The sequence below is a fragment of the Streptomyces fildesensis genome (assembly GCF_016107395.1).
GTDB classification, from domain to species: Bacteria; Actinomycetota; Actinomycetes; order Streptomycetales; family Streptomycetaceae; genus Actinacidiphila; species Actinacidiphila fildesensis.
Window position 1 is genome coordinate 65,609 of record NZ_JAAIKO010000023.1, and the last position, 19,495, is coordinate 85,103.

Consider the following 19,495-nt stretch of genomic DNA (forward strand, 5'->3'; position numbering starts at 1 on the left):
GAGTTGAGGTCAAGAGCGGGCTCCGGGGTGTTGGCGTTTCGGGTCGGGTTCGTCATCGGGATGCGGGCCTCGTGGAGTGGATGCGGTGCTGGATGGTGGCGATCAGTTCGACGACCTCGGCTGCTCCCGCGAGGACGCGGATGGGTCCGTCGGGCTGGTACTGGACGAGCCACTGGCCGGTCGGGCAGAGGATGACGGCGTGCAAGAGCCGTCGGCGGACCAGGACGTCCGCCCAGGCGCCGGCCTCGGCGGTCGTGGGCTCGGATGAACGAGACTTGCTCGGTATCACGGCGTACCTCCTTAAGCGGGGTGGCCCGGCGCTGAGCCGGGCCACCCATGGCGGATAGGGGCGATGAGCTGCTGTTTTGACCGTTCAGCCGCACTCGGGGCAGCGCCCGACGTGGCTGTTGAGCGCCCGGGCCATGCGTGCCTTGGTCGATGCGGCTTGCTTCGCGCTGGACTTCGCCGCCGGCTTGCCCTCATGCCGTACGGAGTGGGCGAGCATGAAGCCGATCTCCCGCTCGTACTCCGCGCGGACGGTCTTGAACTGGTGGCACGTCTTCATCGGGTAGTGCTCCTGGTCTGGTTGGTGTTGTCGCTCCGCAGTTGCTGGAGGACAAGGCTCAGTCGGTCGTTCCGGCCGCCTGTCAGGCCCTCGCGCCGCAAGATCTCCCGCAGCTGGACCCGGGTGACCGCTTCGTTGCCATCGCGAGCGAGCAGAGCGGGGACATGGGGGCGGACCTGCTGGGCGAGCTGGTCCACCGACTGCTCCGACCCGCGCGGCGGACGCTGCGCCTGCGGGCTGCGGGACCGGCCACCGCGCTTGCCCTTGGCCTTCGTGGTCGGATTCCGCCGCAGGGGAACCTTGTGCCCCACCCTCGGTCCCCGGTCCCCGGACGGCTCGGTCCCCGCGTCGGTCCCGCCCGGTCCCCGGTCCCCGGTGGGGTCGGTCCCCGCGTTGGTATGGCCCGGTCCCCGGTCCCCGATAGGTTCGGTCCCCGGCTCGGTCGCGCCCGGTCCCCGGTCCCCGGTGGGGTCGGTCCCCGCGTCGGTCCCCGCGTCGGTCTCGCTCGGTTCCCGGTCCCCAGCAAGGCCGGTCCCCGACTCGGCGTCCCCCGGTCCCCAAGTCGATTCAGGGGCCTGAGCTGGGGCTTCAACCCCAGGTTGGCCGGTTTCCGCACTGCCGTTGTGCCACTGGTCCAGCTCCGGCCGGCCAGCTTCGGTCCCCGAGTCACGATCCGCGGTTCCGGGGACCGGTCCCCTTTCCCCGTGCGGTCCCCGGTCCCCGATCAGCGCGGCGGGACCGTGGGGACCGCCGATGGGGACCGCCCTACGTGAAGGGTTCGGGGTGGGGACCGCGGTGGCCGTTCCCTTGCCGTGGTGCGGGGACCAGGGGGAGGGGAGCGGGACCGTGGCGAGGGTGAGGGCGTGCCGGCGGACGGCGAGTTGGTCGAGCAGCTGCGCGCGCTGGAGGGGGTCAGTGCCGACCGAGGCCCTGCCCAGAGCCTTCGACAACCGTCGGGTCAGTCGTCGGCCGCGCACTCCCTGCTGCTGCTCGGGCGTGCGTTCGGCGAGGCGGGCGGCCAGGGCGACCGCGCGGGTGGTGGCTCGGTCGCGGGTGATCTGTGCGGCGTCGCGGTCGCGTGCGGCGATGCCCAGGCGGGACAGCAGCCGCTCGCGTGCCTCCCGTCCCAGGGTGGCGAGCAGCCCGTGGGAGGCGGCGCCCGGGGTGCGCAGGCGCAGTTCGATGCCCATGGCCAGGTGCCAGAGCACCGCCGCCATGATCGGGCCGACGAAGGCCCGGACCGTGCCGCCGACCGGTCCGCTCTCGGCGTAGGCGGGGATCACCTGCACTGCGGTGATCACCCAGACCAGCGTGCCCGGCAGGCCCGGCGCCCCCTCGCTGGCCAAGTGCTCCCGGGCCATCAGGGCGGTTGCGAACAGCGCGAGTTCGGCGGCGGCGAACATCCCGACGCGCTCGGCGGTGCCGGCGATGTCGAGGAAGTCCGCGGCGAACCGCCAGCTCGTGTCCGCGCTGTAGGCGGTGCAGCCGAGCGCGGCGAGGGCTGCGACCTTGACCGCCGGGCTGCCGAGACGTTCCTGCGGGCGGGTGACCCGACGGCGGATCGCCCACCCGGTCAGCACCAGGGCGAGGGCCGCGAGGGGAGCGCCGATCACGAGGAGGAGTGGCAGATCCGGAGCGGCACCAAGGGACAGGACTGGGTGGGTCATGCGACCTTTCCGAGGGGGACGTGCGCCGAGGCCGGCGCCGCCGGCTGCTGGGTGGCCGGCGGGACAGCCGGCTTGCGTTTCCGCTTCTTCTTGGGCTTGGGCACGCCGTAGGTGCGGTCGCGGTCGAAGACCTTGAGGGCGGCCTGGCGCAGCAGGTCGCGGGCGTGCTTGGGGCTGATCTGCAGGGCGCCGGCGAGCCGGGCGGTCCGCCAGCCGCGGACGTAGGCGTGGTCGATGACGAGCTGGCGCTCGTCCTCGGTCAGGTGCACATCACGCCCGTTGAAGAACGCGATCACGCGGGCGTAGTCGGTGCGCTTGTGCAGCCCGTCGTGCCAGGGACGCCGTTCGGCTTCGGTGAGCCCGCCCCAGATGCCCTCCTTCAGGACGTTCTCCAGGGCGAAGTTGAGGCAGTCACGGCGCACCGGGCACCAGCCGCACAGCTCCTTCGCCTCGGCGATGTCTTCGTGGTCCCGAGGCCCGGGAAAGAACACGGCGTCGGCGTCCTCGACGTCCATGCCGTGGCACGCACCGCGGGTATGCCAGCTGGTGTCGCCGATGCCGCGCAGGCCGGAAGGTGGCGTGTGGTGGGCGGTGATGTGGCGCATGGTGGTCTCCGATGTGCTGCCGCGTCGGCCGGTCGGGTCGGCGGGAGAAGGACGCGGGCGTCGGGCGGGTGCCCGCTGCGGCGCGGGGCAGGCGCCGCAGCCGGGGTGGGACGGCGGCGTGCTGGCGGGGCGATCAGGCCATCGAGGGCTGCTGGTCCTGCTGGATCTGCTGGTTGTGCTGGGCCGTGGCGAGGTCGAGGCGGCTGGGGTGCGCTGTGGCACACGGGGCGGTTCCGCGTGCTTTACCGTCGGGGCCGGTCCGCCGGCGGCGGCACGGCTCGTCGATCGGGGCCAGGCACCAGTCGCAGCGCACCGCCAGGGCGTCGGGACGGCCCTGGGCGACGGCGGCCTCGCGAGCTGCGCGGGCGGGCCGGTAGCGTGCGAGGGCTGCCCGGGGGGCGGGCGGTATGCAGGAGCCGACCTCGCGCAGCCGTGCTTCCAGTTCCGGATCGCGCTGCCCGCTGGTGATGGCCCGGTACTGCGCGGGCTGCGCGCAGCCGGTGGCCACCGCGTGCCGGGCGCGGAGGAGGGCGGCGGTCCAGGCGGCCTGGTCGTCCGGGTCGACGGCCGGGGTGGGGTCGGTGTGGCGTCCCAGGCGGTCGCGCCGGTAGCTCTCCCACGGGCGGCCGATGTCGGCGGCCACGATCGGGTAGGGCGAGATGCGGATGTGGTTGCGGGCGGCGGTCCGGGCGTCCCAGCCGTGCGGTGTGGCCATCGGCACGTCGCCGAGCAGCTCGTGCCACTGGGCGAGCTGGTCGCGGGCCTCGCCGGGGTCGGGGCGGCTGGTGCGGGGGTCGAGTCGGCCGATGTAGGCCAGCAGGGCGGCGAGTTCGCGGCGGTCCATGGTCAGCCCTCCGTTCCGGTCGGCTCGTCGGCGAGGGCGGCCAGCAGCGCTGCGGTGTGGGCCTCAGCGCGGGTCATCCCGCCCGGCTGTGCGGGGCCCTTGCCGGGCAGGGCGTGGAGGTTCGGGCGGCCTGGGGGGTGTTCGCGGGCGACCCAGGAGCGCCAGTCGGCAGCCCACACTCCCGCCGACTTCACGCCTCGGTCGGCGCGGTGGGCCCGCCACTTCGCGTCGGCTGCCTGCAGGCCCTGTTCGCCGAGGCGGTCGAGGTGCCCTTGCTGGCGGGCCCAGGTGTGGGTTTCTGGGTCGACCTTCCACTCCCTGGCCGAGGTGACGGTGCCAGCCCTACTGCTGTACCTACGGTTCACCTTCGGTTCACTACGGTTCTGGGGTACGGAATCCGTACCCTCGGGGGTGCGGATTCCGTACCGTCGAGGGGTCGGATTCCGTCGCGAGGGGTCGGATTTCGCACCGGTCGGATTCCGTTGCGAGGGGTCGGATTCCGTACCCTTGACGGGCCAGATCCCGTACCGCTGGAGCTTCTCCGGCACCAGCTTGGGCACCGGGTCCGTGGCGCAGGACTCGACCTGGTCGACGCGCACGTTCGGCTCTTCCTTCCTGAGCACGGCGAGCTTGGCCAGGAAGGCGGCGGCGCGTGGCAGGCGGTAGACCGTGGCCCGCTGCGGGCCCTGGTAGTCGGCGAGCAGCTTCAGCTCGTCGCCGTCCGTGAGGGCTTTCAGCGCCGCACGCACTGCGGTCCGCGAGGCGTTCGTGCGCTCGACCAGGCTGCCCAGGGAGGCCCAGGCCACGCCCTGCTCGTCGGGGACCCGGTCGGCGATCGACAGCAGGACCAGGCGTGCGACCCCCCGGCTGGAGCTGTGCTCCCATACCCATTCGCGGGCGTCGGCGCTCATCGGCCACTCCCGTTGCCGGAGCGGAGCGGACGGCCTGGACGGGGCGCGGTGTTGTTCTCCGGACCGGGGCGGTACAGGGCCGAGGTCGGGCTGGTTGCCGTGCAGGCCCGTCGGGTGGGCCTTTTACGCAGGGCGGGAGGCATGCAAGAATCCCCTTTGCAGTGATGCCACGCTGAGACGCCCCTGGAAGGGATCAGCGTGGTGATGGTGGGCAATCTCCGCCCTTGCCGGGGCGGGTCTATGCCGTGAAGCGCTCGGCGTCCGGGAGTTGTCGCTCTCGGGCGCCGCCGCTGTTTCTCGACCTATGCGGTCCGGTCCGTGTGCCGCTCACTCCTCGCAGTCGCAGCCGGGCAGGTTGCCCGGGGGACGACGAACATACGCACGGAGCTGTGTCAAGGTCTAGAGTTGGTTCTCAAACTCTGTACTAGTTGCAGAAAGTGACGGAGCGACCCTCTGGGCTGCTGCCCAGAGGCGCTGGCTCTCACGGACTGTGATCTGTCCCCATGGCTGTGCGGGCAGTCGCCGGGCACGCTTGGGGGCAGCGGCCGGCGATTGCTGCGGGACTGGGCCGGCCCTTGGACGAGGTCTTTCCGCGTACGGGTGATCCGGATCTGTTGGATCTGCGCTGCGATGCGGGGCTCACCCAGGTGGAGGCCGCTGCCCTGCTCGAGACCAGCCATGTTCCGGTGAGCAACGCGGAACGGGGCCGCCGGCGGCTCGATCCCCGCTACGTGCCGCTCCTCGCGGAGGCGTACCTCGTCACCGAGAAGGATCTTCTGGTGGCGCAGGACCGTAGCTTCGGCATCACGCCCACCGCCGCGTCGGCCGGGCCCGCGATGCCCGAGAACCTGGCCGGCAGGGTTACCTTCCTTCTCGGCAGCCGCTTCGCGGCCGGCGCGTTTCCCGGCGATGCCGAGAGCATCGGCCGTATGAACGCCGGCGCCGGGCGACAGCTTCTGAGCGCCGCCGAGTTCGGCGCCCCGCGCTCGGGGGGAGCGAGCTTGCCGACCTCCTGGGCGGCGCGGCCGACAGGGTGGTGTTCCTGGACGGGCTGGCGGAGGTCCTGGGTGTCTCGCCCATGGTCTTCCAACCCGACGACGTGGTGGCGCGCCAGGTCGTGGAAGGCATCCAGCGCCTGGCGGCCAGCGGTCAGGGCTTCACGATGGCGGCCCGCGGCGCTGAGGAGATGGGCGTCTCGCCGCAGATGCTGGCCGCTCTTGCGGCGGTGTTGGAGCAGGCGGAACGCGATCGGCCCGGCGCGCAGTCCACCTGACACCTCACAGCCACAGGCTGGCTGTTGCCATGCCCAACCCCGCGCCTGCCAGAGCCTGGGCCACCGTGTGGTACGACAACGCGACTGGCGTCCAGCAGACAGCCATCACCACGCCGTAGGCGAGAATCCACCAGGGCGTGCGCACCACGGCGAGCATGGTCACCACGGCGCTGGCGACGGCAGCGTCCACGCCGATCTTCCACAATGATCTTCAAAGCGCCTTCTCTCGTGTCACATGCTGCAACGGCCCGTGAACCGACTGGCCGCGACGCACACCAAACCCGGTCGGGCGGCACCGCGCTGACCCTGCGAGGCCAATATGCACGGCCATCTCCCCTTCCTGTCACCCCGGTTCCTTGCGGCCCCGTTGTGTGGACGGATAGATCTTGGGCTTGGTTTAGATCTCTCGTCAATGCACCCGAAAGATCACGGCAAAGTGACGAAGGCTTGTGCGCGCGCAAGTCGGAAAGGCTCCGCTGAGCCCAACTCTCCAACGTAAAAACGGACTTCGCGAACCCGGCGCAATGCGGCTACGCGGGGCTCTCAGCGTTCAGAAAGGACAAGTCGGTGCAAAAATTGGTGACCGGCAATCTTCTGCCGGTCACCTGGCACCCACGCTCGGGAACCGGAAATTTTCTGCCGGTCGCGCAGTCCGTCCATCGATCTGGAACGTGATGCAGCCAACAGCAACTATCCGGCATTGACGGAGAGGCCACATGATTTGGTCCGGATATAATCTCGCCGGATCAGCAAAAATGCAGACGAAGGTTTCGATGAAAGGTGTGTACAGGGTCATGAAGGATTCCGGCGATGAAGGAAGAACTGCCGGGCTCGGCGCCCTGCTGCGCGCCTTCCGGGCCGCCGCCACCGCCGCGCTCGGCCGCCCGGTCCTTCAGCGAGACGTTGCCGGCGCCCTGGGCAGGAGCGAGCGCTGGTACCGGGACCTGGAGGGCGGAGCGATCACCCGGACCCTCACCCGCCGAGAAGTCGACACCATCGGCACGTTGCTCGGCCTCGACCGCGTCCAGCGGCGTGCGCTGTTCCTCGTCAGCAATGGAGGTGGCCACTCCGACCCAGAGGCCCTGGAACCACCGCGTGTCAGCGACGAACGGCGCCTCCTGCTGGACCAGCAGCTCTTCCCCGCCTACATCGTCGATGCTGCGTGGAACGTACTCGGTGTCAATGCGCCGATGGCCGCGCTGTTCCCGTGGTCAACCGTGCCCGGCGCCAACCTCATGCGGTGGCTGCTCCTCAGCGCTGAGTCGCGGGACCAGCACCTGAACTGGGAGGCCGACGCGGAGGTGTGTGTCCGCATGCTTCGCGACGCGGCCATCGACCGTCCCCTCGACCCAGACCTCCAGCAGCTCATCAGCGACACCCGTGAAAACCCCGACGTACGCGACCTGTGGAACCGCGGCGCATCCGAATTCGCCGACCATTATGACGGCCACGTACTCCAGATGGCGCTCCCGTTTTTCGACGGTCAGGTGACTGAATTGGTCACCCACGTGCTGCATCCCGCCGGCCTTCCGGGTTGCCGCATGACGATCTTGGCTCCGCGGGCAAGCCGTGAGCCAGAGTGCGAGCAGCCCGTTCGCGAGCGCAGTTGCAGATCGTGATCTTGTCCGAGGGCTGCCCGGGCCGCCCTCGCCGCCACGATGCTGCGGCCCGCGTCGCGGGCCTCTATCCCGTTGACCCACCTGCCGGATCTTGCGGCTGAACGCACACCGCTCATCCAGTCCTCCCAGGCAGCGGGATCCTTCGTCCGGCCGTCTGACTGAATGCTGAAGTCTCCCATGAGCATGAGAAGGTCGTCACCGGCGCGCTTCGCGAGCTGCCACACGAATCGTGACATGGCCATAAAGGCTTCGCGTTCGTTCAGCTCGTAGGGCCACGACGCTCTCCGTCCCTGTGCTGGGCCTCGCCCGCCAGGGTCGCGAGCGGCGGCTTGCACGTCGGCCTGGGAAGGTACGGCCAGGGAAGATCACTCGTGGTTCGTAAAGACGGCGCAGACGCTGGACGAGAGCAGCTTGCGGGCCGCCCCGCGGGCACGCGTAGTGGGTCAGTTCCCCTAGGTCGGAACCCGGCTGTCGGGCCTGTCCACTGGGAGTGGGGCCTGCGTCCAACCTGCCGCGCAAGAACCGCTGGACCATTCGCCGGATAGGCCGAGGACGCTCCTGTCTACGGGACGAAGCCTTCTGGCGCGTGCCTAACCTTCAGGGTTGCTGCAGGCGCCGCCCCGCCCCCAGCACGTGGGCAGCATCACTCTCCGGAAGGGAGAAGAAGATAATAGAATGTACCAATGATCATGTATGACACACATAGTGGACCGGTCGTTCGCGCAGGTGACCCCGGACAAGGGGTCCACTTGCTGTTCTCCGCGCCGACTCGGCCGTACGGCAGCGACCCTGCGCTGGACATACCCATACAGGTTAAGGGTGCGTGGGTGGACGTCAGTGAGACGGTTCGGACACTCGACGGGGACCAGCTGACCGAGTTCTTCTCGTCGCTGGCCGACGAATCGAGCCCTTGGAACGAACCTCGGACGTGGCAGTCCAGTGAAGAAGGACTGAAAATCTCGGCGCAGCGTTCAGACGGGCGCATCATCCTGACGTGGGGAATACGGGCGAAGGTCGCCGAGACCGAAAGTACCTGGTACTTCGAGACTGTCACCTCCCACCGGGGCGAGGGGGTAATGCGGGAATTTTCCGAGGCATTTCAGGAACTTCTTTCTCGGAAATCCCAGGCAGTCGCCTGAACGAGCGTCGGCGGCCCCGCCGACTGTCCAACCCGACGAGGCTTCCGTCCGGTTGATCGCCGCCCGTGCGGTGCGCGTCGGCCGGCCAGGGTTGGGGCACATCCGCGGCGTGGCGGAAGCCTGCTGTCTGGTCATCGTGTGCAGATTCAGGCGGCGCTCGGCGCTACCTGATGCGGTTGCGGATGACCCGAGTGACCAGGAGAACGCCCAGGCTGCCGAGGCCGAAACTTACCGGGGCGATCACCAGCACCCTCGGCGTGACCCCGGCGAGATAAGCCACTAGAAGACAGAACACCACGCCACACAGGCCGAGCACGGACCCGAACCCCACCCGGTGCGTGAACTGCCACCTGTTCTCCGCCATGCCGTTCAGTATCACAGGCTGCTGGTTCGCCAGTCCCGTGATCGTTGTGATCTCCTTCGCCATCACCTAATACCGGGCAGACGGCTGTGGTCACCTGCGCCACCTCCACCAAATACACCGTCGCGTCCGCCGAATCGGCCCAGCCACGCGCCTGTGCACGGCAGCGGAGCTGGTGGATCGCGTCATGCGCTCATTGTGCATCGGGTGCCAATGAACGGCTTCATGGCGTGACCCGCCGCGTCTCGGCCCTGAACACGCGTCGTCGGTCTGCGGGTTGGGTACGGTCCGACCGGCGGTCCGGGCTCGGCGGCGGAGGCGAATCATGAAGAGTGCGCAGGTGGGGCTCGCGGCGTTCGAGACCAGAGCGGGCGAGGCCGCCAGGACCTTGCTGCACAACCAGGGGTACGACGGTGGGTGGGGCCTCACCCTGACCTCGGTGTCCTCGATCGTCAACACCAGCGAGGTCCTGCCGATCCTGCGGGCCGCCGGCATCGCCGGACAGCCGGTCCGCCAGGGTCTCGACTTCCTGACCGGCGCCATCCCGGAGCACTCGCGGCCCCGGCCCAAAGGCGGTCGCGGTGAGCACACCCGGTTCATCGCCTTCGGCCTGGCCGGACTGCTGTCCCACCCTCATTTCTTCCACCACAACGGCGTCGCGGAGACCGCGGCCTGGTGCGTGCGCTGGCTGGAGGACCACCATGTCGACCACGGCTGGCCCGAAGTCCTCGGACTCGACGACACCTCGCTGCACCAGACCGCCCTGGTGGTGCACCGGCTCGCCGAGCTCAGAGATGCCCTCCACGACTTCGGCCCCGGACTCCTCTTACCCGGCGGGGTGGAGACCAACAGCCTGCTGGAGCGCGTCGAACCGCTGATCGACCACGGAGTGCATGGCCTGCTCTATCACCGGCGCCCCAGCGGGGCATGGGGGTGGCGTACATACATCGACACCGACCCGAGCCCGAGCAAGACCGCGCTGTGCCTGCTCGCGCTCTCAGCCGTCTGTGCCGGAACCGGGCCCGGCGGCGAGCCCGCGTACCGGGACGGCCCGCGGGAGACGGGTGGGGTGCACGGCCCGGTGCAGCGGAAGCAGCTGTCCGAGGTGGTCGTCGAGGCCGGCCAGTGGCTGCTGCGCAACCACCACCGGTGGGAGACGTTCGTCGAGGACGACAAGGACGTGCAGGGCACGGCCTGGGAACACATGGCGTACGCGCTGTGCGCCCAGGCCGCCATCCGGGCCGGCGCCAGCCCGCGCGATTCCCGGCTCGCCAAGGCGTGGAAGTTGATGAACGACCTGTGGGACCCGAAGGCCGGACTGTGGAACGAGCCGGGCGCCTCGGGCAAACGCGCCACCATCCGGGCCGCGTACTACACGGTGTCGGCCTACGAGGAAGCGATGTGGCGTCTGGCCCGGATGAACCTTGCCGACACCACCTCCGAGGACGCGAGCCAGGCGTCGGCCGAGATGGTCATCGCTCATGTCGCACTCGGTCCGGGCAGGACCGTCCTGGTCACAGCACGCGACAGCGAAGGAAGCGTGGCGTGTGAGCTGTCGGAGCGCCTGTTCGACGTGCTCAAGGTCGTGTACGACGCTCCCGAGACCGGGCTGTCGACCGAGCGGATCGCTGCGATGCTCTACGTCGCCCCGTCCTCGGTGCCCAAGTACGTTCAGCGCCTCAACCAGGCCGTCTGCACGGCCTTCGGCGGCGCCCCGGCCCGGCTCCTGCTGGCCGGCACGGTGGACGGGGCCAGCGGGTATCGCCTCGCGGGACGGTAGGCCGCCGCCTATAAGTCCCGGCGTCTGCTGTGGGAGCGCGGCATCAAGCCAGTCATCGCCCGCCGCGGAGTAGCTGCCGGATCCGGCCTCGGCGTCTACCGGTGGGCGGTGGAACGAACGCGTGGATCCATGGCTTCTGCCGCCTGTGTATCCGTCGGGAGGGCCGTGATGACGTCCACGAAGCGTTCCTCAAGTTCGCCTGCTGCACTAGCGTCTTCCGACGAGTCCGAGCTTTGTGCTAGCTCCTTTAAAGAGAGCGGGGGCACGTCGAGACGGAGTAGCTTGGTCCCGTGATCTCCCGCTACCACCTCAAGTGCCACGGATGTGGCGAAGCATTCGTCGCCCGGCTGGGCTTGGAGCCGACCCGCAGAACGCGCTTCTATCTGCCGTGCCCGCATTGCGGACTGTCGATCCGAGGCTCGATGTCGGGCACCGAGCTCCAGAACCACCGTGTCGACATCGAGTGCGAGGTGCTGCGCGGCTCCGCGTCAGAATCGCCTGATACACGCGTCGTGACTATCAACCCGTTTGTGCCGTCGCGCTACGACGCTGACACGTTCACCCCGAACGGGGCCTTCCCAACGATGACGCTCGTCCAGGCCCTCGGCGACGACGCATTTATGGAGTTTCAGTCCGAACGGCATGCGGCGCTTGAAGCGGGCCAAGTCCTGTGGCCCAAGGTCCGCATGCTGTTTCAGTACTACCTCCAGGGCAACACCGATATGTTCGCTCGCATCGCACAGCAGCAGCTTGGGCTCGAACGGCAACCGAGCACGAGCCACGAGCGAACGACTATCGCCTACCAGGCCATGGGAACAGCGACGACGGTGATCACGGGGACCATGGGGACCACCAGCGCGAACGTGATCGGCCGATTCTCGCGAAAGCACTCGGCGGCGATCGAACGACACAGGGATCACCTCCTGACCTTTCGGCGTCGAGGACAGTTCGCAGCGAGTCTGGAGCGAGATGTCTTCACCGAGCTGAACCGTTTCGTAGAGCATCACGAGTCCTGGGAGATGGGGCTCCTGGGCAGGTTCTTCGGGCCGGGCGCCAAGGGCTCCTTTGACGAACTAGTGCTGTACCGCGACGAGTTCTCGCTGGTGAGGGACCTCTACCAGCACGGATTCGAGCTTGCCTGCAAGTGTCTGTGGCCGCTCGTCGCAGCCCAGAACTCGGTGAAGCGCGGCAACCCTGACGACTTCGGCAACGTCCACCCCGACCGTGTACCCGAGAAGCAGCGCCCCAAGAACCTCGACAAGTTCGACAAATTGTCCAATGCCTACAAGATCGCGTATGTGGCACAAGTGCCGGGATGGGAGTCATTCGAGAGCTTGCTCAATAATCGCCGTCGAAACACGATTGGCCACGCGACAGCACATCACGATCTCCAGACTGGCCGCATCGTCAGCGATGAGAGCCCCTCCGGGATGACGTATCTTGAGTTCCTCAGCGAGGTCCTTGGGGTCTTCGAAGCGCTTTCGGCCGTTGCCCAGGTGCTCAGGGCCAGCCGTGTTGCTTCCTCGCCGGACTTCGATTTTTGACGCATTCCGTTAGGGGTTCTTCGCCACCGGATGGTTCAACAGAGCGAACCGCGCCAGGGAACGGACCTGGTCGAAGGTCTTGAGGGTGTCGAGGTCCTCCAGGGCGAACCAAGCGGCCCCGTGCACCTCTTCGAGTTGCGCCTCGACGGCTTGTTCCCGGGTGCCCGGCTGCCGCTGGACGTAGAAGAACTGGACCAGCGCCGGGGTGGCGAACCCCTCCCGCTCGATGTCGACGTAGAACGGCACCGGCTCTGGTGTGGCATTGGCGTCGGCCGGGTGGATTTCCGGCTGGCTGGAGATGGCCTGCACCAGCAACCCGGTCTCCTCCTTGAACTCACGCACCGCCGTCCCGGCGAAGGACTCGCCGGGCTCGATGTGGCCGCCTGGGGGCACCCATTTGTCGAAGCGGTTGTGGTGCACCAGCAGCACTCGGCCCTGCTCGACGAGGTAGCCGGAGCAGATGTAGACGAAGCCGGTATCCCGGGACGTTTGGTCGTCTTGGATCAGAATCGAGCGAGGCACATCCTTCACGATATCGCACGTCTCGACGCCCGAACTGCTGTGCAGAGCAGGTGACTTCGGCACTGTCATCGCGTGGCCGATGACATGTCATCGGCAATGACAACGCGATGTCATCGCGTACGCCTCACGGCGGGGCGGATCGTGGTCGTATCGCGGCCCGCGGCTCCTGCTCGTGGTCGGCGATGTCCCTGTCCGTCGAGGAGAGGACCCCGATGCGCTCTCGCCCGTCCCCGTGGCGTGACCGGTACCAGCAGCGGTTCGCCGCCCCGCAGACCCTGGTGGTCCAGCCCACGACTTGGTGCAATCTGGACTGCCGGTACTGCTATCTGCCCTTTCGCAAGCTCAAGCACCAGATGTCGCCGGAGGTGGCCGAGGCCCTGGCGCAGGCGGTGGCCAAGTTCGACGACAGCGGCCATCCGGTCGGCATCGTCTGGCACGGCGGGGAGCCGCTCGCCGTCGGCCAGCAAAAGTTCGAGTCCCTGCTCGCGCCGTTCGAAGGCTTGCGCCGTGCGGGCCGGGTTCACCACTACGTGCAGACCAACGCGACGCTTCTCACCCAGACGTGGTGCGCACTTCTGGCTGCGTACGACGTCCGCGTCGGGGTGAGTATCGACGGGCCGGCCGCCTTGAATGCCGAGCGCGTCGACCTTCGAGGCAAGGCCGCCTTCGACCGGATCCTGCGCGGCATCACGCAGCTGCGTGAGCACGGCATCCCGTTCTCCGTCATCTCGGTGGTCGGCGCCCTGGGCATCGCGATGCCAGAGGAGCTGCTGGAGTTCCTGGCGTCCTTGGGAGGCCACTCGGTGGGCTTCAACATCGAGGAGATCGAAGGGGTCAACACCGACCGGCAGCCACCCACACCGGTTCAGGCCGAGGAATTCTGGCGCCGCATCCTCAGCTGGTCCCGCGAGCACCCTGGCGCCCCGGCGGTCCGGGAAGTCGAACGCCTCGCCGAGTACCTCCAGCTCATCCGCTCCGGCCAGCGCGCCGAGTGGGCACGGCGCCGCCTCGATCCGATCCCCACCGTCTCCTGGAAGGGCGACGTGGTCCTGCTCTCCCCGGAACTCGCGGACACGGCGGCGCCCGAGTACGGCGACTTTGTGGCCGGCAACATCCTCGACCAGCCCCTGGCCGAGATCCTGCGCGGCGCCCACCGGCTGCGCTACGTACGCGACTTTCTCACCGGCCTGGACCGCTGCCAGGGCGAATGCGAGTTCTTCGACTTCTGCCGCGGCGCTCAGGCCGCCAACCGCTACTTCGAGAACGGCGACCTGACGACCACCGAAACCAACTACTGCCAGGTCTCCCGGCAGGCCCTGGTCACGGCCCTGTCCACGCTCGCAACCAAGGAGGCAGCAGCATGACGGTCCTGGACCGACTCGCCACATCCGACACCCCCGTCGTGATGGAGTTAATAGCCACGCACGACGCACCGCCCCCGGCGATCGTTGAAGCGACGTGGGACAACAACCCCACGTGGGACAACTGGGCGAAGACCCCAGCTCCCTTCGACAACCGCCCGACCTGGGACAACTGGAACAAGAAGAAGTAGCCGCGCCGCTGCTGGCACTCTCCGGGGGTGCCAGCAGCGCCGGCGATCGAATCACCGTGCTGAGAGGCTGTTGATGGACACCCGCACGATCCGCCGCACGAGCGTCACCCTCCCCGCCCTGAACGAGCCGGGCCTCTACCTCTCCAACGTCACCTCGCTGGAGGGCGGCCGAGGACGGTTGGCGGGGTTCCACTACGCCGACGCCGATCTGCGCGAGCTCGACCTCGCCGACACCCACCTGCTCGACGGGCGGATCACCGGCCTCAAAGCCCAGCGCACCCGGCTGGAGAAGCTGCGTGTCGACTCCGTGGAAGTCACCGGCTGCGACCTGGCCTCCCTGCAGTGGACCGACAGCAAGGTCTCCCGGTCCGTCTTCCGTGACTGCAAGCTCATGGGCGCCACGCTCGAAGACGTCACGCTCGACCACGTGCTCTTCGAGAACTGCAAGATCGACTACAGCACCTTCACCCGGCTCCGGGCCACCGGCCCTGTGATTTTCTCCAAGTGCAGCCTGCGCGAGACCACCTTCACCGCCGCCGACCTGGGCGCCGCCCTGATCGACGACTGCGACCTGCGGCTGACCGAGTTCGACGGCGGGAAGTACCGCGGCCTCGACCTTCGGGACAACGACCTCTCCCAGCTCCGCGGCCTGGGCTGCCTCAAGCAGATCGTCATCGACCGGGCCCAGAAGCTCCAGCTGGCCGAAGCTCTCACGGCCGAGCTGGACGTCACCTTCGGCGAAGATCTCGACGACAACTAGCCCCGCACCCGCCCTCGGGAGGCACGGTCATGGGACCACAGTTCTTATCCGGCACGTTCGACGACTTACGCGGCCGGTGCGACATCGCACCGGCCCGGCAGACCACCAGCGAGCCCGGTTACGACGACGGCGCCATCGTCCCCGACGAGAACTGGAAATCGCTCACCGCCGACGACGCCGAGCAGCATCGTGCCGATGACTCGGCGCCGGACAGGGCCCGCATCGAACTCGTACGCCGCCCGCTGCCGGACCTCGATCCCGACGACCTGGCCGCCCGCCTCGAAACCGCCGCCCGCCTCGATCCCCTCAACGGTCGCTGGCTCACACAACTCCTGGGCTGCGCGGTCAGCCCCGGCAACTGGGCCACCACCACCGAAGACTCCACCACCGGTCGCCGGATCGGCCTGCACGTCGACAACTTCGACCGGCTGCCGTACGCCCGACGCCACCAAGGCCGCAGACGACTCTGCCTCAACCTCGGCCCCGGCCCGCGATATCTACTCATCGGCGACCACGACATCCAGCAGATCTGCCGCACGCTATACGCCGACCCTGGCCGGCACCAACCCCACACCGAGGACATCCGCCGGTACGTTGCCGCAGGACACCCGCTGCGCTGCCTGCGCATCCGCCTCGATCCGGGCGACGGCTACATCGCTCCGACCGAGTTCCTTGCCCACGACGGCTCGACCGCCGGAATCGACCAACCCTCCGTCGCCGCCTTCTGGCTCGGCCGACCGCCGAACGCGTCATGACCGATCAGCCACGAAACCGAGCACAAGGCCCAGGAGACCCACGCATGGACGCGACGGCGCCCCACCCCGCTCTCGACCCTGCCATCGCCTGGCCCACGCTCGCCATGTGGGCTCGATGGGAAGGCGAGCGTCCCGACCTTGTGTCGCTGGCGCCCGCACGCGATGCCACAGCGGATCAAGTCCTGCTGCCGTGCTCCCCAGAACTACTGATACAGCTCGGGAAGATCTCGCTCGGCGGCAGCCGTGCCGGCCTGTACGCCGCGCGCCTGGCGGAGGCGAGCGCAGACCGTCGTCTGGTGCTTTGCCGACGGGGTTTGGAAGGTGCGGTCCGGATCAGCGGGGCCGTGTCCTCGATAGCGGAGCCGCTGTTCGGGAAGACCCGGGCGGCCATGCTCGCGGCGGGCCGGGAGCGGCGAGCGGTGGGAAACCAAGACGAGGCAGCGCAGTGGAGCGCGATGGCCCGTCAACTGCTGATAGCCAAGCGGGCGAGTCGGCGTGGCGGCAGTGTCCGCACGGTCTCGGGCGGACTGCCGACACTCGGCAAGCACGGATGACTGGAAGGACGAACTCTGGCAATACGCCGGACATACCGTACGTCCCGCCGACGCGCCCGACTTCGTTCGGGTGACCTGTCACTGCCCGGCCGCCGGAAGCTCCCTCCAAGCCGTGGTCAGCGCGTCGAATTCCTTCCGGAGCTCGCTGAGGGCGTTGTCCGCCGCCACCGTTCCGGTGTCGATCACGTAGACGCCCTCCTTGAACTCCTTGAAGCCCACACGTTGCCACCCAGCCGCGATCTTGGCTGTCACCCGCTCCCACTCCGCGTCGTCCGACGCCGCCATGTCCTCCCGGTCGGAGATTCCAGGGGAACAGGCGACCACCTGCGCTCCCGGGGCCAGCCGGTTGATGGCCTCGCCGGCCAGGACCTGGCCGAGCCCGAACCCACGCCAGGATTTGTCCAAGACCACTTGGTCCATGACCAACAGATCGGAGCCGAAGCCGGCCAGGTCCTCGTCCAGCTCGTCGACGAAGTGACCGGTGTCGGAGTCGATCAGTACCTCGGCAATCTCGTACAGTTCCTGCGACTCCTCCTCCATCGCCCAGAACGAGTTCATGCCCTGGACCATGCGGATCCGGTAGAAGACCATGCTTCCGACCCGCACGCCGTCCTCAAAGAAGGCCGGACACTCGCCCACGCAGTTGTCCGCGCCCTCTGGCCCGGTCAGCGTCGGGCACCGCTCATCGTCGTGGACCTCGAACCCATGCCGGACCGCGATCTCCCACCGCTCGACGGTCCGCTCATGGGCATCGTCGTGCAGACCGTGACCGAAGGCGTACGCCAGGTGCAGCTGGGCTGGATCGGCAGGCAACTGATCCGCAGTCTTGGTCATGGGACGATCGTAGAGGCACGCCGAAGGCGCCGGCGCACGACTGCTCGGGCAGGGATCTCCGAACACCCCAGCGGGTATCCGGCATTCGCAGGCAGCCGGTTCGCGTCGTTGATCAGCGCTGTCAGCCGTCGGCCCCAGTGGTCGGCGAGTGGTCGCGGTCGTCGTCATGCGCCTCCTTGACGGGCGGGTGGGACCGCGGTGCGCCCGGGCGGGGTAGGCATGTCTCGCAGCGCACGGACAGGGGAGACGAGCAGGAGGACCACGGGGAGCACCTGGAAGAGCGCACCGACGGAGAGCGTCCCGCGTACTCCGACGAGGAGGACCAGCGCGCCGGCGATTGCGGCGGCGAGGGGCCGGGCTCCGGCAGTCGCCGTGGTGCTCGTGGCTTGCATGCGGCCCTGGAAGCGGGGCTCGCACAGGATCTGCCTGAGGGATCTCTGGCTCGTCCCGGACGCGGTGGCCCAGAACAACTGAACTGCCAGTGTTCCGGCGAGAGTGATTTGCCAACGGAGACCGGGATCGGCGAGCAGGAGGGGTATCTGGGCCAGCGGGCTCACCGCGAACCCGATGATGATCGTCGGTCCGATGCCGATACGGGAGGCGATCCCCGGAGCGAACAGCGCCCCGGCCAGACTTCCAGCACCGCCGACACCCATGATCACGCCGAACGCCGTCGGAGCCACCTTTAAGTCGGCGAGCAGGTTTGTTTCGGCAGAGACCGTGTCCCCCGCAGGTCGTGTCGTTTTAGAGCGGAGCCGCCGTTTTGGTCTGTGTCGCATTCGCGCAGCTCATCGTGTCGCTTTCTTCGGGCCAGCGCGTGGCGAAGCCCACATTCTAGCGAGCGGGGCGGTGCTGGGGTCAGGACAACGACTCGAACTAGCCGCCTACTTCGCCATCGAGTCTCGGGACGACCCTGTTCCTAAGAGTGGAAGGAGACAGGAGTCCGTGCTTCGGGGAAGTGGAAGCGGTCGAGTTGCTCGATCGTGAAGCGCGCCCGTGGCCTCCGTGGTGTCCCGGCCGGTGTGACAGCCGCCAGCGAGGAGTTGCCAGACGGTGGGCGTCCAGCAGGCGCTGAACCCGGACGAGGCCGGAGGTATCGGCGCGGAGGAGTTCCAGGAATCGGAGTCGACTACCTGGTCTGAGTACGCGGAGGGCTGCGGAAAGGGCGCGTCGAGATCGGGGACCGTGTACAGCACGAACGAAAACACCGCGGCGTCGACTCGGGCACGGGAAGCCTTTCGGCGCTGCTGACGACGACCTGGATCGGAACGGGTACATGCTGCGCGGTGGCTTCGGGGAGTCGCCTCAGGTGTAGTTCGGGTTCGACGGCGAGTACGCGGGTCACGGTCGGCGGGTAGTGGGTGAAGTTCGCGCCGTCCCCGGCTCCTATCTCGATTACCTCGGCGATGAGTCCAGCGAGGAGGGTGTGGCGGTGTTCGGCCATACCTGCTTGTTCCATGGCCTTGCTCATGCGTGGGTAGAGCCGGGAGAAGACAGGACGGTTCACGGCGATCACCAGGCCACAGGGAGGTTAGCGAGCCCGCCCGTCAGTACTTCACCGCGGGCGGCCAGCTCCTCGACCGGTAGGCGAGCCGAGGCGATCATGACGGTGCCGATTGCGGCGCGCAGGGCGCGTCCGGCGGGGCCAGCGAGAAAAGCGCGAGGTTCATGAACGGGCTCTCGTGACCATGGTGCGTGATTCCCAGGGGAACGCCGGGGCCTGATTGCAGAAGGCGGCTGGGCGGGGGCCCTTCGGGCCTGCGTCGTCAATGGCGCGAGCGGCCGGTGTTATGCCTGCTGCTGGGTGAGGGTGGACAGGGCGGCCTCGAGGCGGCGGGTGGCGTCTTCGGCGACGGGCTTGAGGGCGTCCTGGCCGGTCAGGGTGACCATCGTGGCGGGGTCGAGGGCCTGGACGGCGATGCGCTCGCCGTCACTGCGGACGACGACGTTGCAGGGCAGCAGTAGACCGATGGAGCGGTCGGCCTCGATCGCCTGGTGGGCGAGCGGCGGGTTGCAGGCTCCGAGGATCAGGTAGTTCTCCATGTCGTGCCCGAGCTTCTCCTTCAGCGTGGCCTGCACGTCGATCTCGGTCAGGATCCCGAAGCCCTGCTCGGCCAGGGCCTGACGTACGGCGGTCACGGTCTCGTCGAAGTCCCCGTCCACATGCACGGTGCGGCTGTAGGCCATGGTCATCTCCTTCTTCGCGTCTG

The 19,495-nt window shown here is 68.3% G+C and carries 21 protein-coding genes and 3 pseudogenes; 12 read left to right on the plus strand and 12 right to left on the minus strand.

The genetic code is table 11. From position 1 onward, the window contains the following. Positions 1-52: 52 nt before the first annotated feature. The 6 genes from C6N31_RS26070 to C6N31_RS26095 all read right to left on the minus strand — a co-directional run bounded on the left by C6N31_RS26070 (position 53) and on the right by C6N31_RS26095 (position 4,592). The gene (locus C6N31_RS26070) at positions 53-289 is read right to left on the minus strand and encodes a hypothetical protein (RefSeq protein ID WP_198358352.1); all 237 of its coding nucleotides are present in this window, start codon (positions 287-289) and stop codon (positions 53-55) included. A gap of 84 nt (positions 290-373) precedes the next feature. Continuing rightward, on the minus strand, positions 374-565 hold the full coding sequence (locus C6N31_RS26075) for a hypothetical protein (protein WP_198358353.1): 192 nt from the start codon (positions 563-565) through the stop codon (positions 374-376). Further along, positions 562-2,232 carry a collagen-like domain-containing protein gene (locus tag C6N31_RS26080; RefSeq protein WP_198358354.1) on the minus strand — a complete coding sequence of 557 codons (1,671 nt, stop codon included), beginning with the start codon at positions 2,230-2,232 and terminating at the stop codon, positions 562-564. Before C6N31_RS26080 ends, C6N31_RS26075 begins: the two co-directional genes overlap by 4 nt. Further along, positions 2,229-2,837, minus strand: coding sequence for a WhiB family transcriptional regulator (locus C6N31_RS26085; protein ID WP_198358355.1), 609 nt, complete (start codon positions 2,835-2,837; stop codon positions 2,229-2,231). The genes C6N31_RS26080 and C6N31_RS26085 overlap by 4 nt, the downstream gene beginning before the upstream one ends. 133 nt (positions 2,838-2,970) lie before the next feature. Beyond that, positions 2,971-3,681 (minus strand): zinc finger domain-containing protein, encoded by a 711-nt coding sequence (locus C6N31_RS26090; RefSeq protein WP_198358356.1) that lies wholly within the window; start codon positions 3,679-3,681, stop codon positions 2,971-2,973. A 2-nt stretch (positions 3,682-3,683) separates the two neighbouring features. Continuing rightward, positions 3,684-4,592 (minus strand): helix-turn-helix domain-containing protein, encoded by a 909-nt coding sequence (locus tag C6N31_RS26095; protein ID WP_198358357.1) that lies wholly within the window; start codon positions 4,590-4,592, stop codon positions 3,684-3,686. A gap of 503 nt (positions 4,593-5,095) precedes the next feature. On the opposite strand from C6N31_RS26095, the pseudogene C6N31_RS46160 reads away from it, so the two are divergent. Continuing rightward, positions 5,096-5,350, plus strand: a pseudogene (locus tag C6N31_RS46160) (helix-turn-helix domain-containing protein); the annotation flags it as partial. Positions 5,351-5,628: 278 nt separating this feature from the next. Continuing rightward, positions 5,629-5,865 (plus strand): hypothetical protein, encoded by a 237-nt coding sequence (locus C6N31_RS26100; protein WP_198358358.1) that lies wholly within the window; start codon positions 5,629-5,631, stop codon positions 5,863-5,865. Positions 5,866-5,869: 4 nt separating this feature from the next. On the opposite strand, the pseudogene C6N31_RS26105 reads toward C6N31_RS26100, so the two are convergent. After that, positions 5,870-6,073, minus strand: a pseudogene (locus C6N31_RS26105) (hypothetical protein); the annotation flags it as partial. 547 nt (positions 6,074-6,620) lie between these two features. Here C6N31_RS26105 and C6N31_RS26110 point away from each other — a divergent pair. Next, entirely contained in the window at positions 6,621-7,484 is an 864-nt protein-coding gene (locus tag C6N31_RS26110) for a helix-turn-helix transcriptional regulator (RefSeq protein ID WP_232485665.1), read from the plus strand. A 689-nt stretch (positions 7,485-8,173) separates the two neighbouring features. Then, a complete protein-coding gene (locus tag C6N31_RS26115) occupies positions 8,174-8,623 on the plus strand; it encodes a DUF6228 family protein (protein WP_232485683.1) in 450 nt (149 codons plus the stop codon). Positions 8,624-8,786: 163 nt separating this feature from the next. On the opposite strand, the gene C6N31_RS26120 is transcribed toward C6N31_RS26115, so the two are convergent. Beyond that, positions 8,787-9,050 (minus strand): hypothetical protein, encoded by a 264-nt coding sequence (locus C6N31_RS26120; protein WP_198358361.1) that lies wholly within the window; start codon positions 9,048-9,050, stop codon positions 8,787-8,789. 259 nt (positions 9,051-9,309) lie between these two features. Here C6N31_RS26120 and C6N31_RS26125 point away from each other — a divergent pair, with 259 nt between their 5' ends. The 3 genes and pseudogenes from C6N31_RS26125 (at position 9,310) to C6N31_RS26130 (ending at position 12,308) form a co-directional block, all read left to right on the plus strand. Further along, positions 9,310-10,764 carry a helix-turn-helix domain-containing protein gene (locus C6N31_RS26125; RefSeq protein ID WP_198358362.1) on the plus strand — a complete coding sequence of 485 codons (1,455 nt, stop codon included), beginning with the start codon at positions 9,310-9,312 and terminating at the stop codon, positions 10,762-10,764. A gap of 18 nt (positions 10,765-10,782) precedes the next feature. Then, positions 10,783-11,006 (plus strand): annotated as a pseudogene (locus C6N31_RS44210) (IS5/IS1182 family transposase); the annotation flags it as partial. 48 nt (positions 11,007-11,054) lie between these two features. Then, positions 11,055-12,308 (plus strand): hypothetical protein, encoded by a 1,254-nt coding sequence (locus tag C6N31_RS26130; RefSeq protein WP_198358363.1) that lies wholly within the window; start codon positions 11,055-11,057, stop codon positions 12,306-12,308. Positions 12,309-12,317: 9 nt separating this feature from the next. Here C6N31_RS26130 and C6N31_RS26135 read toward each other — a convergent pair whose 3' ends face one another. Next, on the minus strand, positions 12,318-12,830 hold the full coding sequence (locus C6N31_RS26135) for an NUDIX hydrolase (RefSeq protein ID WP_198358364.1): 513 nt from the start codon (positions 12,828-12,830) through the stop codon (positions 12,318-12,320). Between the two features lie 212 nt (positions 12,831-13,042). Here C6N31_RS26135 and amcB point away from each other — a divergent pair, with 212 nt between their 5' ends. The 5 genes from amcB (at position 13,043) to C6N31_RS26160 (ending at position 16,451) form a co-directional block, all read left to right on the plus strand. Continuing rightward, complete coding sequence (gene amcB, locus C6N31_RS26140; protein WP_198358365.1) at positions 13,043-14,194, plus strand: cyclophane-forming radical SAM peptide maturase AmcB; 1,152 nt, start codon at positions 13,043-13,045, stop codon at positions 14,192-14,194. Next, positions 14,191-14,382, plus strand: a complete 192-nt coding sequence (amcA, locus tag C6N31_RS26145) for a multiple cyclophane-containing RiPP AmcA (protein WP_306665022.1) — start codon at positions 14,191-14,193, stop codon at positions 14,380-14,382. Before amcB ends, amcA begins: the two co-directional genes overlap by 4 nt. Positions 14,383-14,455: 73 nt before the next feature. Continuing rightward, a complete protein-coding gene (locus C6N31_RS26150) occupies positions 14,456-15,142 on the plus strand; it encodes a pentapeptide repeat-containing protein (RefSeq protein WP_198358367.1) in 687 nt (228 codons plus the stop codon). 29 nt (positions 15,143-15,171) lie between these two features. Further along, entirely contained in the window at positions 15,172-15,897 is a 726-nt protein-coding gene (locus C6N31_RS26155; RefSeq protein ID WP_198358368.1) for a hypothetical protein, read from the plus strand. A gap of 44 nt (positions 15,898-15,941) precedes the next feature. After that, positions 15,942-16,451 carry a hypothetical protein gene (locus tag C6N31_RS26160; RefSeq protein WP_198358369.1) on the plus strand — a complete coding sequence of 170 codons (510 nt, stop codon included), beginning with the start codon at positions 15,942-15,944 and terminating at the stop codon, positions 16,449-16,451. 78 nt (positions 16,452-16,529) lie between these two features. Here the strand turns inward: C6N31_RS26160 and C6N31_RS26165 are convergent, their stop codons facing one another. From C6N31_RS26165 to C6N31_RS26175, 3 genes are all read right to left on the minus strand, one after another. Next, a complete protein-coding gene (locus tag C6N31_RS26165; protein WP_198358370.1) occupies positions 16,530-17,285 on the minus strand; it encodes a hypothetical protein in 756 nt (251 codons plus the stop codon). 164 nt (positions 17,286-17,449) lie between these two features. Then, complete coding sequence (locus C6N31_RS26170) at positions 17,450-17,968, minus strand: MFS transporter (protein ID WP_198358371.1); 519 nt, start codon at positions 17,966-17,968, stop codon at positions 17,450-17,452. Between the two features lie 1,105 nt (positions 17,969-19,073). Then, entirely contained in the window at positions 19,074-19,472 is a 399-nt protein-coding gene (locus C6N31_RS26175; protein WP_198358372.1) for a DUF302 domain-containing protein, read from the minus strand. Positions 19,473-19,495: the final 23 nt, after the last annotated feature.